Origin of the sequence: Variovorax boronicumulans, assembly GCF_030812215.1 — a bacterium.
GTDB lineage: Bacteria > Pseudomonadota > Gammaproteobacteria > Burkholderiales > Burkholderiaceae_C > Variovorax > Variovorax boronicumulans_C.
Window position 1 is genome coordinate 86,316 of record NZ_JAUSSG010000012.1, and the last position, 14,574, is coordinate 100,889.

Here is a 14,574-nt window from a genome sequence, read left to right on the forward strand (position 1 = left end):
GAAGCACCGCGAGCGAATGCCGCGGTGCGGGGGAACGCCTCAGCGCTTCTTCGGTGAAGCGGCTTGCGGCTTGACGAAGAGCACGAGCACCGCGCCGATGACGAGCAGCGCGGCCAGCATGTGCAGGCCCGCATCGGTGCTCTGCGTCGCGTCCTTGATGAGGCCGATCATGAAAGGCGCGCTGAAGCCCGAGAGGTTGCCGAAGGAGTTGATGAAGGCGATGCCCGCCGCGGCCGCCGCACCGCCGAGAAACGCGGTCGGCATGCCCCAGAAGATCGGCAGCGTGGCCATGATGCCCATCGTGGCGAGCGTGAGCCCCGCCATCGCATACACCGCGTTGCCGTGGAAGGCCACGCTCAGCACCAGCCCCACGGCACCGACCACGGCCGCGATGGCGCTGTGCCAGCGGTACTCGAGCCGGCGGTCGGCACTGCGCGCCACCAGGTACATCGCGACGACGCCGAAGGCCCACGGGATGGCGCTGACGAGGCCGATGTCGAGCGCGCCCTTCACGCCGATCGCCTTGATGATGCTCGGCAGCCAGAACGAGATGCCGTAGAGCCCCGAGACGAACGAGAAGTACACCAGCGCCAAGAGCCAGACGCGTGGATTGGCCAGAACGGTGAGGATCTTCGCTTCGGACTTGCCCGCATCTTCTGCCGCGATGTCGCGGGCGATGAGTTCGCGCTCGGCCGGCGTGAGCCATTGGGCGTCTTTCACGCGGTCGTCGAGGTAGCGCCACACGACCGCGCCCAGCGCCACTGTCGGCAGGCCCTGCAAGAGAAAGAGCCACTGCCATCCGGCCCAGCCATGCACGCCGCTCATGCCTTGCAATATCCAGCCCGAGATCGGCCCGCCGAGGATGCCCGCGAACGGAATCGCCGCGAGGAAGAGCGAGGTCGCCTTGCCGCGCCGCGCAGCCGGGTACCAGTAGGTGAGGTACAGGATGATCCCGGGGAAGAAGCCCGCCTCGGCCGCGCCGAGCAGGAAGCGGATCACATAGAACGATATCGGCGAACTCACGAACATCGTCGCTGCCGAGAGGAGCCCCCAGGTGACCATGATCCGCGCGATCCAGCGGCGCGCGCCTACGCGGTGCAGCACCACGTTGCTCGGCACCTCGAAGAGGAAATAGCCGACGAAGAAAATGCCGGCACCCAGGCCATACACCGCCTCGCTGAACTGCAGGTCGCCCTGCATCTGCAGCTTGGCGAACCCGACGTTCACGCGGTCCAGGTAGGCCACGATGTAGCAGAGGAAGAGCAGCGGTATCAGGCGCCAGCTGACCTTGCGGTAGACCGCGTCGGAGGTGCTGTCGAAGCGGCCCCCGTAGGGTTGTGTCATTGCGGGTGTGCTCATGGGTGTTGTCTCTCGCTTTGGAATGCCGACGATGGTCGCGTCGGCGCGAGCCCTCGCCGCAGCGGGTTAACGCGCAAGATTCATATGGATTGAAGACCTGCGTATCTCCGAACGAGATACCTGCCGGCGTTGCGCGTTTGCCGCAAAACTGTTGTCCTTAGTACTAACCCCTGAGGCAGCCACCCTTTCGGCTGTCTATGATCGGCGCAAACATGTTGTAACAATCTGGCCGCAATCCGAAAGAAAGCAATCGATGGAACTCCGCCCCCTCCCTTCGCCGCTTCGCATGGCCGCACGCGGGCTCGCGGCGGTGCTGCTCACAGCCGGCGCTTCGGCCCATGCGCTCGTGATCGGCGTCACCGAAGGCGTGAGCTACCAGGTCACCGAGGCGCAGATCGCGCCGCGCTTCGAGCCGATTGCCGAAGCCCTGAGCAAGGCGCTCAAGCAGCCGGTGACGATCAAGGTGCTGATCTCGTACAACCTGACGCGCGAGGCGCTGAAGAAGAAAGAGGTGGACCTGGTGTTCATCCACCCGGCGCACGTCGCGCTCGAGGCGGTGAAGTCGGGCAGCTACAAGGCGCTGGCCTTCACCGCGGGCTACACCGACTACAAGGTCTCCTTCCTGTGCAAGCAGGCGCAGCCCATCTCCGACTGGAAGGCTGTCGCCGGCAAGAGCCTGGTGCTGCCCGAGGTGGACTCGATCACCTCGGTGATCACGCGCGCGATGCTGCGCGAGCACGGCGTCGCGGAGTCCGCAGTCAAGGTGACCAACACGCGCTTTCAGGAAGCCGTGCCCTTCTACGTGACCAACGGCTTTGCCGCGTATGGCGCGACCGCATCGGCCGGCGTGATCAAGACCTGGACCGACGGCGGCGGCAAGGTCTGCGCGGAATCGCGCGGCGTGCCGATCAAGCAGTGGCTCGCATCCACCAAGACCGATGCCGCCACCATGGCCACGATGCGCGAAACGCTGCTCGGCCTCAGCCAGAGCGATGCCGGCAAGCGCGCGCTCGCAGCCTCGAACTACACGGGCTTCGTTGCGGCCACGAACGACTCGGAAGCGGACCTGATGCGCTGGCTGGGCATCTGACGCCCCGCACCTGAAAAACCACGGGCGGGGGCAGAATCCCCCGCTTGCGCTTTTTCAGGAACACCCATGACCGATCTCTCGAGCTTTCCCATCACGAAGAAATGGCCCGCCCAGCACCCTGAGCGCCTGCAGCTGTATTCGCTGCCCACGCCCAACGGCGTGAAGGTGTCGATCCTGCTGGAGGAGACCGGCCTCGCCTACGAACCGCACCTGGTGAGCTTCGAGACGCAGGACCAGATGTCGCCGGAGTTCCTGTCGCTCAACCCGAACAACAAGATCCCGGCGATCCTCGATCCCGACGGCCCCGGCGGCAGGCCGCTCGCGCTGTTCGAATCGGGCGCAATCTTGATCTATCTCGCCGAGAAGACCGGCAAGTTCATCCCGAAGGATGCCGCGGGCCGCTACGAAACCATCCAGTGGGTGATGTTCCAGATGGGCGGCATCGGGCCCATGTTCGGCCAGCTCGGCTTCTTCAACAAATTCGCCGGCAAGGACTACGAAGACAAGCGCCCGCGCGACCGCTACGTGGCCGAGTCGAAGCGCCTGCTCGGCGTGCTCGACAAGCACCTGGCGAACCGCACGTGGATCATGGGCGACGACTACACGATTGCCGACATCGCCTCGTTCCCCTGGATCCGCAACCTCATCGGTTTCTATGAGGCGGGCGACCTGGTGGGGTTCAGCGACTTCAAGAACGTGGCGCGCGTGCTCGAGGCGTTCGTGGCGCGGCCAGCGGTCGTGAAGGGCCTGAATATCCCCAAGCGGGGCTGACCGCCCGGCGGCCCTTCCTCGGCATTCAGGACTCAGGGCCGCAGCGTCTGGCGCACCAGCGCCGGATCGCGCGCGATGTCTTCCTCGCGGAACGGGAAGCGCAGCCAGTCTTTCTTCGCGTAGCGGGCCACCGGTGCAAGGCCCTTGCCGTTCGTCACCGCGGTTTCCTTCTCGCCGTGCGCGAGCAGCGTACGGGCCTGCACGCCGCGCCGGTCGAAGTACACGACCTGGAGGTAGGTGTTGCCGTGGGAGCGATCGCCCATGGTGTAGTCGCCCTCGTTGGCGCAGGAGATGCTGAAGTAGCCCTCGGCATCGCAGCCTCCGAAGAGCGGAACCTCGCGGCCTTCGCTGCGGGCGAAGCGCAGCGTGCCCAGCGGGGCGTCCAGCGCCCGGCCCTTCTGTCGCATGTCGTCGACCGCAGCGGCGAGCGCGCTCGCCACGCGCGGGTCTGCCGCATTGATGCCAGTCGGCGTTTGCAGCGGCGCCTCCGCAGAGAACGCCTTTGCATAGAGCTCCTTGGCCGGAATCTGCCGCAGCCGGGTCCAGAAGGCATCCCACAGCAGTGCCCCGCGGTCCTGCGCACCAGCGCGGTTCGACCAGTTGCGAAGCACCTGACAGGCCTGCTGCACATCGGGCGTCGGCGCGCCCTGGCCGGACGCTGCGCACGCCGCATCGAGCAGGGGTTGCTTGAACTGATCCGCGGTATAGGAGCGAGCCTCCTCCGTCTTCTGCATCATGCGTTGCGCCAGTTGCATGGACGAGGTTGCGCCCGAGCCCGCGAGTTCTTGCGCAATGCGATGCCCTTCCCTTCCGCGCATGCTCAGCGCGCGGCCCTCGCCGCCAAGGATCGATGCGAAGCCCGTCAACGGCTGCGCCGGGTTGGTCAGCCAGTAGCTGTCGTTCATGTTGGCCACGTAGTCCTCGCGCAGCATGCTCGGCAAACGATCGACGGGCATGCGACCCGGTTGTACCGAAGCCTGAACGGTTTGCCATTCGCATGTCGCGCGGCTGCCGTCGAGCACGGGCGTGTCCGGATCGAAGGCGGCAAAGGCCTTGGACAGCGGCGTGGCGCAGGCTGCGCGCAGGTCGTTGGGTACGCCGGGCACCGCACCGACGTCGGCATACCAGACGCGGCCGTCGCCCCGCCCGATGGCGGCGGTGTTGACCCATGGCATCGCTGCCTCCTGCTTCTGGATCTGGATGAATTCGTCGAGCGAACGCGCCTGGTCCCAGCGGAAGAAGTTCGGAAAGATGCGCGCGTTGTTCGCGTTGACGTCACGTATCGCGAACGCTTTGCGGGCGCTCCAGCCGAGCGCCGGATTGCGCGCCCCCAGATCGACCACCGGCCCGAAACGCGTGCGGTAGAGCGTGCGTTGAACCGCCTCGAAGGTCCCGTCGGCCCGGCGCACTTCCACCGTCAGCGGCTGGGCCTGCATGCGCTCGGACACGCCGTCGACCATGTAGCGGGTCGGGTCCTCCGGGTCCAGCACCAGGTCGAACAGCCCGAAGCGCCGCGCCGCAGACACCGTGTGGCTCCAGGCGACGTCGTTGTTGAAGCCGATCATGATCACCGGGATGCCGAGGAAGGACACGCCCGCCACGTTCATCTTTCCCGGCAGCGTCAGGTGCGCCTGGTAGAAGCGGTCCGGCCCGCCCCAGTACCAGTGCGGGTTGCCGAACAGGACACTGCCGCCGCGCTCGCCTGTTGCTTGCTGCCCGAAGGCCAGCACATTGCTGCCGATGCCGCGCGCGTCGCCCACGGGAATCTCGAGCCGGGACGACAGCGAGAGCTTGTCCGCCGGCGCGGGCGAAGCCGCCGCGGCAGGCTTCGCATTCACGATCTCGGAGACGAAGTGGGTGTACCCGCCTGCCAGCGCGGCGGCGATCATGCGCCGGTAGACATCGTCCGGCTCGATGGTCCGCACCCACGGCGCATCGTCGCAAGCGTGCCGCGCCCCCTTGCCGCCGCCCTTCTGGAGCGATCGCACATGGCGGTTGTAGCCCTCCGCGTAGCCGGCAATGAGTTCGTCGAGATCGGCCGGCTGCTCGCGCTTGAGCGCCTCGACCGCATCGGGGCCGGCGAAAGCCTTGAAGAAGAAATCGAGATCGAGGTTGACAGGGGTGCCGAAGGTCGAGCGCGTGGCGGGCTTCTTGTCCGCACCGAAGTACAGGGACCGCTGTCCGCTGTAGGTAACGAAGGCATCGGCCAGCGTGCATAAGGCGTCCTCGGCTTGCACCTGGCCGTAGCCGATGCCAAGGCCTCGCCAGGTGCTGGCGCGAATGTGGGGAATGCCGTCGCCGGTGCGGCGTATCTCGATCGATGCCGTCGCCGTCGTCGCTGCAGTCGGTGCGTCACGCCGGGCCCATGCGGGCGCGGTGCCGATGAAGGTGCAGGCAAGAGCGACGGCGGCGATGCAGCGGCCCAACGCTCGGGCGCCTGGCCTGGCGGTTGTTTTCATCATGTATTCCTTGAACGGTAGGGAGCCGGTGCGCGACCGGCTATTGCAGGTCGGAGCCTCGGCGCCGCGCTTCCTCCAGTGCGGGCTTGACCAGGCCGGCGCCCGCGAGCGCCCACAAGGTGAGTGCCTCGTCGAATGCGCGCACATGCCGGGGGTCTTCGCCCAACCAGTGGACAAGTTGTTCTGCGTGAACGTGCGAGGGCACGTCGTGAAACTGGCAAAAGAGCGTCCAGGCCGTATCGACGGCAGTCGCTGCGGAAACAGAAGTTCTGGTGGCCATCGTCGACTGCGTTGAATCTGTGCCGGGGTTGGCTTTGTCTTTCGTATTGACGCAGCACCCTCGCATATGTTCATTTCGGAGAGTTCCGAAGAAGCTGGCACTCACGTGGCACACGATGCAAGCGAGGCCGCGCAAGGTCTTCGGCGCTCGCCCTGCTTGGGCACATCCGTGTCGTCGCGCCATCGGCCACCCAGCGCCCGGTGCGGGCCGGGCGTGGTGACATCCATCTATATCTGGACGACCTGCGACGCATCGCGCACGGCGCTGCGTGCGCGGGACTGGGCGGCGAGCAGCGCGTTGCCGATCTCGCCCGTGCGAACGGAGGTCACGGACAGCAGCGTGTCGCTCAGGCCATGGCTGTCTTCGCACGCGCCCTGCAGGTAGATGCCCGGATGGAAGTCGGGCGTGGCCTTCAGGCGGTAGTAGCGATCGACGTCGTAGTTGCCGATGTAGGGCGAGAGCGGCTCCAGCAGGTCCTTGTGCTGGTCGCGCGCATAGCCAGTGGCGAGCACCACGGCGTCGTAGCGCACGGTGCTTTCGCGTTCCACGTCGCGGTCGAGCAGCGTGAGGTGGACGCCGTCCTGTGCGGCGCGCACCGCCCGCACCTCGTGCTGGCGCAGCATGCGCAGGCGCGAGCTGCGCGCCACCTTCTGGTCGTAGAAGACCTTGTAGATCTGCTGGATCAGGTCGAGGTCGGCCACCGCGTAGTTGGTCTGCGAGAACTCGTCCAGGAGCGCGGCGCGCACGTCGCTGTCGCGGCTGAACATGTAGTCGGTGAAGTCGGCGTTGAAGACTTCGTTGACGAAGGGGCTGTCGTCCGAGGGGCGGATCGAGCGCGCACGCATGATGAGGTCGACCTGCGGCGCGCCGGGGCGCCCCTGCAGGTCCATGAAGATCTCCGCCGCGCTCTGGCCCGCGCCGACGATGGCGACGCGGCGTGCCTGCGGATGCTGCGCCATGTCCTTCAGGTAGCTGCTCGAATGGAACACGCGCGGATCGTCGCGCAGGGCGCGAAAGCCTTCGGGAATGTTGGGCACGCCGCCGATGCTCACCACCAGGTTGCGCGCAAGGCGCTCCTGCACACGGCCATCGGCCGTGCGCGAGCGCACGCGCAAGAGCGACACCTCGCCGCCCTGCTTCTCGGGCAGCACCTCGAACACTTCTTCGCCGTAGCGGCAGGCTTCCTCGAACTGGCCCGCGGCCCAGCCGAGGTAGTCGTTGAACTCGTGGCGGCTCGGGAAAAAGCTCTTGAGGTTGATGAAGTCCGTCAACCGGCCCTGTTCGTGCAGGTAGTTCACGAAGGTGAAGCGGCTGGTGGGATTGCGCAGCGTCGCCAGGTCCTTCAGGAACGAGATCTGCATGTGCGCCTGGTCCAGCAGCATGTGCGGATGCCAGGCGAAGCTGGGTTGCCGTTCGATGAACAGGGCGTCCAACGGCTTGCCGCCATGGCGCTTCTCGTCAAGTGCGATGGCCAGCGCGACGTTCGACGGGCCGAACCCGATCCCGATCAGGTCATGGATGTGCTGCATGGGATGTCAACTCCTGTGTGTGTTGGATGCGATCGAAAAGGCGCGGGTCTTCACGCGGCGAGGCTCGCCGGGGCGCGCGCCCGGTCTTCTGCAATGCGTCCGGCCTTCATGGTGATCACGCGGTCGGCCAGGTGGAAGTAGCGGTCGTCGTGCGAGATGACCACCAGCAGGTGGCCCTTGGCGCGCAACTCGGGCAACAGCTCCGTGTAGAAGAGATGGCGGAAGGTCGGGTCCTGGTCGGCCGCCCATTCGTCGAACACCAGCACCGGCCGGCCTTCGAGATAGGCGTGCACCAGTGCGAGCCGCTTGCGCTGGCCGGTCGACAGGTCGACGGTGCTGAAGGAGCCGTCCTTGATGCTCACCTTGTGGGCGATTTCCAGGCGCTGCAGGTAGGGCAGCGCGGCCTGCGGCAGTCCGTGGGTGCCCTCGCCCTTGCCGTCGCCGGCGAGGTCCTCGAACAGGTAGAAGTCGGAGAACACGGTGGTAAAGAGCTGGCGGTAGTCATCGCGCGCCTGCGGCGTGACGACCGCGCCGTCGCGCAGCACCTCGCCCTGCTGCGGTGCATAGAGGCCCAGCAGCAGCTTGATGAGCGTGGTCTTGCCGGAGCCGTTGTCGCCCACCACGAACACCATCTCGCCGCGGCGCAGTTGCAGGTCGATGGGGCCGAGCACGAAGGGCTCGCCGCCATCGGGCGCGTCGAAGGCGTAGTGCACGCCGCGCATGCCGATGCCCTCCGACAGGCTCTGCGGCCCACCCGCGCGCTCCAGGTGCAAGTGCGGCTCCGGGCTTGCGAAGCGCGCCGACAGGTCGGCGATACGCATGAAGGCGATCTTGGCGCGGCCCACGTTGGGCAGCGAACGCGCGATCTGGTCGATCGGCCCCTTCAGGAACAGCAGCACCAGCACGAAGCCGCTGAGCACCACGGGCTCGGTGGTGCGGAACGCGGCCCAGCCCAGGATCAGCGCGATCAGCAGGAAGAACATGGCCGAGCCGAACGAAGTGGCCAGCACGAAGACGTTGATGGCGCGGCTGTTGACGCTGCGGATGCTGTCGACGATGCGCTCGATCTGGCCGCCGAACATGCGGGTGCGACGGTCGCGGTGCATGCGCAGTTCCTTGGCGCCTTCGCTGATCGCCTGGTAGGCCTTGTGCAACTGGTCCTCGTGCTCTCGCGCCTTCCAGAAACCGACCTCGGCGCGGGTCTGCGCCACGGTCTGGAAGGTGGCGCCCAGCACCAGCGCCACGAACAGCAGGCAGAAGAGCGGCAGCGAAAGCCACGCCAGGTAGGCCAGGCAGCCCAGCGCGACCGCCACCGCGATGAGCGCGGTGGACAGCACGAAGGCGGCGTCGCTGATCATGTCCACGTCCTGCGACAGCACGGGCATGAGGCGGTGGGTGCGGTAGCGCTCCAGCGCGTCGATGGGTGCCGAGAGGATCTTCTGCGCGAGGCTCTTGCGCACCTGGGCCACCAGCTTCTGGCCCACGAAGTTGGTGGAGATGTCCGACGCCATGCGGCCGAACAGCGCCACCAGGCACAGCCCGATGAAGGTCAGCAACAGCCCGCCGGCCATGCTGCCCTGCTGGTTGAGCACCTGGTTGATGGTGCGCAGCAGGGCGACTGTGGCCACGCCCGCGAAGACGCCCGTGACGATGGACAACAGGATCCACGGATAAAAGGGCTTCAGCAGGCGCGCGACCTCCGCGCGATTGCCGCTGCCGGCGCCAGTAGCACTGGGAGATGTCATGCAAGGAATCTTTCCGCCCATCGGGGCGATTGCGTTCATGCGGCGCGATGCCGTCCCTTGCATAGACGAGCGGGCGCGGCCGATGTTCATGCGAGGCGCCGGGCGGGAGGCTTTTTCGCGCCGCGCCGGTGAACATGCGAGGCGCTCGCACGTCTGGAAGGAATGCACCCCGAGCGACGCTTCGCGGCCCTCCGCGGGGCCGGCCCATGATTCCGCTGCTGGCACCGATCTTCCGGGGCGAGCTCGCGCATCTCGGCGAAGGGCTTCAGTGCGCACGCACGCCGCCACCCGGCGCGGTGCGCGTGGCCGACCTGCTGCAGCCCGGCTCGCGCCTTGCGGAGGTGCTGCGCACGCACGCACGCTTCAGGCGCCACGGCGATGCGGATCAGCGGGCGGTGGCTTCCGCCTGGACTCTGCGATACGCCGAGGTGCTGCTGCCTCCGGTCGTGGCTGCGGCGAGCATGCTGCACCATGTGTTTCCGCTCTCGGCGGAGCAAACGTGGGTGCGGCTCGATGGCAACGGCGACGTGGTCGACTTCCACATTGTCGAGCTGGGCGAATCGCGGCGTGGCGCTTCGACCGCCGAGCGCTACGCGCCGCTGCTGCGGGAGCACCTCGCGCCGCTCTTCGACGCGCTCGCCGGGCTCGCGCGGATCGCGCCGAAGATCCTCTGGGGCAACGTGTCACGCCATCTCGAACCCATCCTCGACCAGGGCCTGCAGCTGACCGGCGGATCGGCCGGCATCGCACAGGACCGAACCTGGCTGCTATACGAAGCCGAGTGGCCGGGCGCGGGCACCGGCGCCAATCCGCTGCATGGCACCCGGCGCGAGGTGACGCGGCGGCATGAAGGCCGAGACATCCCCTTGAGGCTGCACCGGCAGTGCTGCCTCTATCACCTGCTGCCCGGCGAGGGCTACTGCGGCGCGTGCCCCCTGGCGCCCCAGAACCGCAAGGATGGGGTCGAGGAAGCAGCGCAGCAAACGCAGGAAAGCCACGGGTGAGACGCGCGGATGAACAGATCGCCGGGTACTTCGTCTTCCCAGGAGAGATCTCAAACCATTCATCCCACACCTATGCCCAAGGCAAAGCTCGTCTACATCCTCTCGCTGAGAAATGCCGCCGCCGACAAGGCAGGCCAGTTCATCGACTACAAGGGTGAACCCCGCTACATGAAGTCCCCGCTCGAGTACCTCGCCGAGGCGCTCGATGGCACGCCGCTGGGCGATGCCTATTCGCTGGAGGGCATCGTCTTCGACGACGACGCGCAATCGCCGCGCGACCAGGCGGCGCTCGCGGACTACGGCTTTGCCTGGAGCGCCGACAGGAAATGGATCTTTCCGCCGGACCTGCGCGCCCAGGGCAGGCTGCTGCGGGAAATGCTGCACCCGGTGCCCTCCGCCTACCGCCGCCTGCCGCTGAACGCGCCCGAGCGCACCGCAGGCAAGAACGCCTTCGAGCGCGCGCTGCTGGACAAGCTGCTCACGCTGCGCGCCGATGCGGTCGTGCTCGACGGGCTGCTGGTCATCCTGGATGAGCTGGTGCGGCCCGGCAGCCGCTTCTACCGCAAGATCGTCAATATCCATCCGGGCATCACGCGGCTCGAATCGCCCTTCCAGCGCCGCGGCGCCTACGCCACGCTCGACGCGCTGCACGGCGCGCAGGGCCAGAAGGTGGTGGACTGGCAGACCATGGCCAAGGCGCCCACGACGCCGGTCCTGAAGACCGGTGCATCGCTGCACTACGTGGACAACGGCATCGATTCGGGCGAAGTCATCTACGACGTGCTCGGCACCGACATCGCACCGGACGACTCGATCCTCGAGCTGCGCTGGAACAACTTCAACCGCAGCCTTTTCCCGGCGCTTCACCAGGGCCTGGCCCTGCTGGCCCCTCACCTCTGAGACCGCCCGGCGCGGTCCACCCCAGGAGACACATGACTACTGCCACCACCACCCGGCCCACGGCCGCCGCCGACCCGCGCGCGGGCGCACCGCTGATCTCCTACGCCGACGGCGTGGCGCACGAAGTCGCGTTCGACGGACGCGCCTTCATGGTGCGCAACCGGACGACCGGGTCGCTGTCGCAATGGAAGCTCGACGATGCCGGCGCGGACAAGGTGCTCACGCAGGTCGAAGGCGACGCCGCCTATGCAACGCCGCATGTGCTTGCAGCGCTCGAGGCCTTTTTTGCACACCATCCCCAGCACAAGGCCGTCACGCTCGCGAGCGCGGATCGCTTCGGCGAGCTCGCACACGCCGGCGTGCTGCTGCCGGGAAAAGACGGGCAGATGCAGGCCTTCAGCGAACAGCTGTGGCAGCAGCCGGGGCTCTGGCTGCCCACCGTGCACGCGCCGATGGCGCAGCAGTTCGCGCTGACCAACGGCAAGTACCACCCGCGCCGCCCGCCCAAGCCGCGCGGCATGCTCTACCAGCGGTTCATTCCCTGGCTCGGCAAGACCTTCTCGTTCCGCAGCATCGACTTCGAGCGCGACCTGCCGATGTTCAACCGCTGGATGAACGACCCCGACGTGGCGAAGATCTGGGAGGAGGAAGGCGACCTCGACAAGCACCGCGCCTACCTCACGGCCATCGACCGCGACCCGCACATGTATTCGATGATCGCGAGCTTCGACGGCGAACCCTTCGCGTACTTCGAGATGTACTGGGCCAAGGAAAGCCGCATCGCCCCCTTCTACGACGTGCAGGACTACGACCGCGGATGGCATGTGCTGGTCGGCGACCCCGCAGTGCGCGGCAAGGCCTACGCGACCGCGTGGCTCACCTCGATCTCGCACTACATCTTCCTGTGCGATCCGCGCACGCAGCGCGCCGTTGGCGAGCCGCGCATCGACCACGTGCAGCAGATCCGCAACCTCGACAAGTCCGGCTACGCAAAGCTCAAGGAGTTCAATCTTCCGCACAAGCGCGCACAGCTGGTGGTGATGCTGCGGGAACACTACTTCTGCGATGCGCTGTGGCTGCCGCGCGCACAGGAAGCGGCGGCGCATACCGCATGACCTGTAGTTAAAAGGGCTAAGGATTTGTTGTCGAGATACCACTGGCGTTGAAAAAAGCGGTACCAAAATAAGAACCATTCTCATTAAAATCCGCCGTCCTAACTATTTGGAAGTCCTTTTCATGCGCCCTCTTCCCCTGCCCCGGCAGCGCCTGCTGAACGCTTCGCTCGTGGCTGCCTTCGGAACCGCCACAGCGTTCTGGAGCCTCGCCGCATCGGCCCAGGGACAGCAGTCGACCCAGCCCTCGACTTCCGCCTCGGTACCCGATTCGACTGGCAATGCGCTTCCGACAGTCACCGTGCGCGACGAGCCCGAAACCGCGAACGGTCCGGTGCAGGGCTACGTGGCACGCCGCAGTGCGACGGGCACGAAGACCGATACGCCGCTGATCGAGACGCCCCAGTCCATCTCGGTGATCGGCCGCGAAGAACTCGACGCACGCGGGGTGCAGAACATCATGGAAGCCGTGCGCTACACGCCGGGCGTGGCCGCCGGCAACTGGGGCTATGACGCCCGCGGCATCGACTGGCTGCTGCTGCGCGGCTTCGACACGACCAATACGATGTACCGCGATGGGCTGTCCCTGCCGGCCGGCATGCTGACCGAGCCCTACGGCCTGGAGCGCGTCGAAGTGCTGCGCGGCCCGGCCTCGGTGGCCTACGGCCAGTCCGATGCGGGCGGCATCGTCAACCGCGTGAGCAAGCTGCCCAGCGCCACGGCCGTGCGCGAAGTCGAAGTACAGCTGGGCAGCTTCGGTCGCAAGCAACTGGGCGTGGACCTCGGCGGCGCGATCAGCGACACGCTGACCTACCGCCTCGTGGGCGTCGCGCACGACAGCAACACCCAGGAAATCTATCCGAACGGCGAGGCCGTGAAGGTCAAGCGCGACTACCTCGCACCCTCGTTGCGCTGGCAGCCCTCGGCAGCGACCTCGTTCACCTTGCTGGCCGAGTTCCTGCAGAGCAAGGCCGGCGACGACACCGGCTACGTGGTCGGCCCCAAGGGCGTGCCCACGTGGGTGAAGGAAGGCGAGCCGCGCTACAGCTGGATCGAGCAGAAGCAGAACGCGCTCGGCTACATGTTCGAGCACCACTTCAACGACAACTGGACAGTGCGCCAGAACGTACGCTTCATCGACTTCGACACCGACAAGCACCACATGCGCACTGCCCTGCAGGCCGACGGCCGCACGCTCTCGCGCACCGCGCGCTACGACCCCGAGCGCGTCCACCAGCTGACGGCCGACACCAACCTGCAAGGCCGCGTGCGCACCGGCATCGTCGAGCACACGCTGCTGTTCGGCGTCGACTGGAGCCGCAACAACTACTCGGTGCGTACCCTCACCGGCCCCGCGCCGAGTATCGACCTGCTCTTCCCGGTGTACGGCCGGCCCGTTGCCGAGCCCACGCGCCTCACCCAGAACAACTCGCAGACCACCGAGCAGCTCGGCGTCTACCTGCAGGACCAGATCAAGATCGCCGACCGCTGGGTCGTCACGCTCAGCGGCCGCCAGGACCATGTAAAGACCGACGCATTCGATCGCCTGGCCGGCAAGGCCACCTCGCAGACCGACAACCAGTTCAGCGGCCGCGCGGGTTTGACCTACCTGTTCCCCAATGGCTGGGCACCCTACGTCAGCTATGGCGAATCGTTCCTGCCGACCATCGGCGTGGACGCCAACAGCCAGCCGCTGCGCCCGAGCCGCGGCAAGCAATGGGAAGCCGGCGTGAAGTTCCAGCCCGAAGGTTCGCGCTCGCTGTTCACGGCCGCCGTGTTCGACGTGCGCAAGTCGAATGTCGTCACCACCGACCAGCGGACCTTCGAAAGCCGCCAGATCGGTCGCATCCGCTCACGCGGCATCGAGCTGGAAGGCAAGTCCGAAATCGCGCGCAACCTGAACCTCACGGCCTCCTACACCTGGCTCGACATGAAGGTGATCCAGAGCCTGGACACCAACGAGCTGGGCAACACGCCGATCCAGGTGCCCAAGCAGACCGCGTCGCTGTGGCTCGACTACACGCTGAACAACGGCTGGGGCGTGGGCGGGGGCTTGCGCTACATCGGCCGCCGCTACAACAACGTGACCAACACCGACGCCGAAGGCGGTGTCACGCTGCTGGATGCGACCGTGCACTACCGCCAGGGCCCGTGGCGCTTCTCGCTGACCGCCACCAACCTGGCCAACCGCAAGTACACCGCATCGCGTGCCTTTGGCGGCTACTACCCGGGCAACGACCGCGCAGTGGTCGCGAGCGCCAAGTACCAGTTCTGAGATCGAAGGTGCCGGCGCAAGCCGGCATCCGGTCCTGAAACGACACAGGC

Annotated in this window: 11 protein-coding genes; 6 read left to right on the forward strand and 5 right to left on the reverse strand. The window is 66.7% G+C overall.

The genetic code is table 11. The features are described 5' to 3' along the window. Positions 1 to 39 precede the first annotated feature (39 nt). On the reverse strand, positions 40 to 1,359 hold the full coding sequence (locus tag J2W23_RS27360) for an MFS transporter (RefSeq protein ID WP_307650987.1): 1,320 nt from the start codon (positions 1,357 to 1,359) through the stop codon (positions 40 to 42). 253 nt (positions 1,360 to 1,612) lie between these two features. Between J2W23_RS27360 and J2W23_RS27365 the strand changes: the two genes are divergently transcribed. Then, a complete protein-coding gene (locus J2W23_RS27365; protein ID WP_307650988.1) occupies positions 1,613 to 2,449 on the forward strand; it encodes a phosphate/phosphite/phosphonate ABC transporter substrate-binding protein in 837 nt (278 codons plus the stop codon). A gap of 66 nt (positions 2,450 to 2,515) precedes the next feature. Beyond that, positions 2,516 to 3,220: a glutathione S-transferase N-terminal domain-containing protein gene (locus J2W23_RS27370; RefSeq protein WP_307650989.1), complete on the forward strand. Its 705-nt coding sequence runs from the start codon at positions 2,516 to 2,518 to the stop codon at positions 3,218 to 3,220. A gap of 32 nt (positions 3,221 to 3,252) precedes the next feature. Here the strand turns inward: J2W23_RS27370 and J2W23_RS27375 are convergent, their stop codons facing one another. The 4 genes from J2W23_RS27375 to J2W23_RS27390 form a co-directional block, all read right to left on the reverse strand. After that, a complete protein-coding gene (locus J2W23_RS27375) occupies positions 3,253 to 5,679 on the reverse strand; it encodes a penicillin acylase family protein (protein ID WP_307650990.1) in 2,427 nt (808 codons plus the stop codon). Positions 5,680 to 5,719: 40 nt separating this feature from the next. Then, on the reverse strand, positions 5,720 to 5,959 hold the full coding sequence (locus J2W23_RS27380; protein ID WP_307650991.1) for a hypothetical protein: 240 nt from the start codon (positions 5,957 to 5,959) through the stop codon (positions 5,720 to 5,722). Positions 5,960 to 6,186: 227 nt separating this feature from the next. Next, entirely contained in the window at positions 6,187 to 7,488 is a 1,302-nt protein-coding gene (locus tag J2W23_RS27385) for a lysine N(6)-hydroxylase/L-ornithine N(5)-oxygenase family protein (protein WP_307650992.1), read from the reverse strand. Positions 7,489 to 7,538: 50 nt separating this feature from the next. Then, the gene (locus J2W23_RS27390; protein ID WP_307650993.1) at positions 7,539 to 9,233 is read right to left on the reverse strand and encodes a cyclic peptide export ABC transporter; all 1,695 of its coding nucleotides are present in this window, start codon (positions 9,231 to 9,233) and stop codon (positions 7,539 to 7,541) included. A 206-nt stretch (positions 9,234 to 9,439) separates the two neighbouring features. Here J2W23_RS27390 and fhuF point away from each other — a divergent pair, with 206 nt between their 5' ends. The 4 genes from fhuF (at position 9,440) to J2W23_RS27410 (ending at position 14,524) form a co-directional block, all read left to right on the forward strand. Next, positions 9,440 to 10,237, forward strand: coding sequence for a siderophore-iron reductase FhuF (gene fhuF / locus J2W23_RS27395; RefSeq protein ID WP_307650994.1), 798 nt, complete (start codon positions 9,440 to 9,442; stop codon positions 10,235 to 10,237). Positions 10,238 to 10,309: 72 nt separating this feature from the next. Continuing rightward, the gene (locus J2W23_RS27400) at positions 10,310 to 11,137 is read left to right on the forward strand and encodes a formyltransferase family protein (RefSeq protein WP_307650995.1); all 828 of its coding nucleotides are present in this window, start codon (positions 10,310 to 10,312) and stop codon (positions 11,135 to 11,137) included. 32 nt (positions 11,138 to 11,169) lie between these two features. Next, positions 11,170 to 12,252, forward strand: a complete 1,083-nt coding sequence (locus J2W23_RS27405) for a GNAT family N-acetyltransferase (protein ID WP_176656162.1) — start codon at positions 11,170 to 11,172, stop codon at positions 12,250 to 12,252. Between the two features lie 121 nt (positions 12,253 to 12,373). Next, positions 12,374 to 14,524 (forward strand): TonB-dependent siderophore receptor, encoded by a 2,151-nt coding sequence (locus tag J2W23_RS27410; RefSeq protein WP_307650996.1) that lies wholly within the window; start codon positions 12,374 to 12,376, stop codon positions 14,522 to 14,524. Positions 14,525 to 14,574 lie beyond the last annotated feature (50 nt).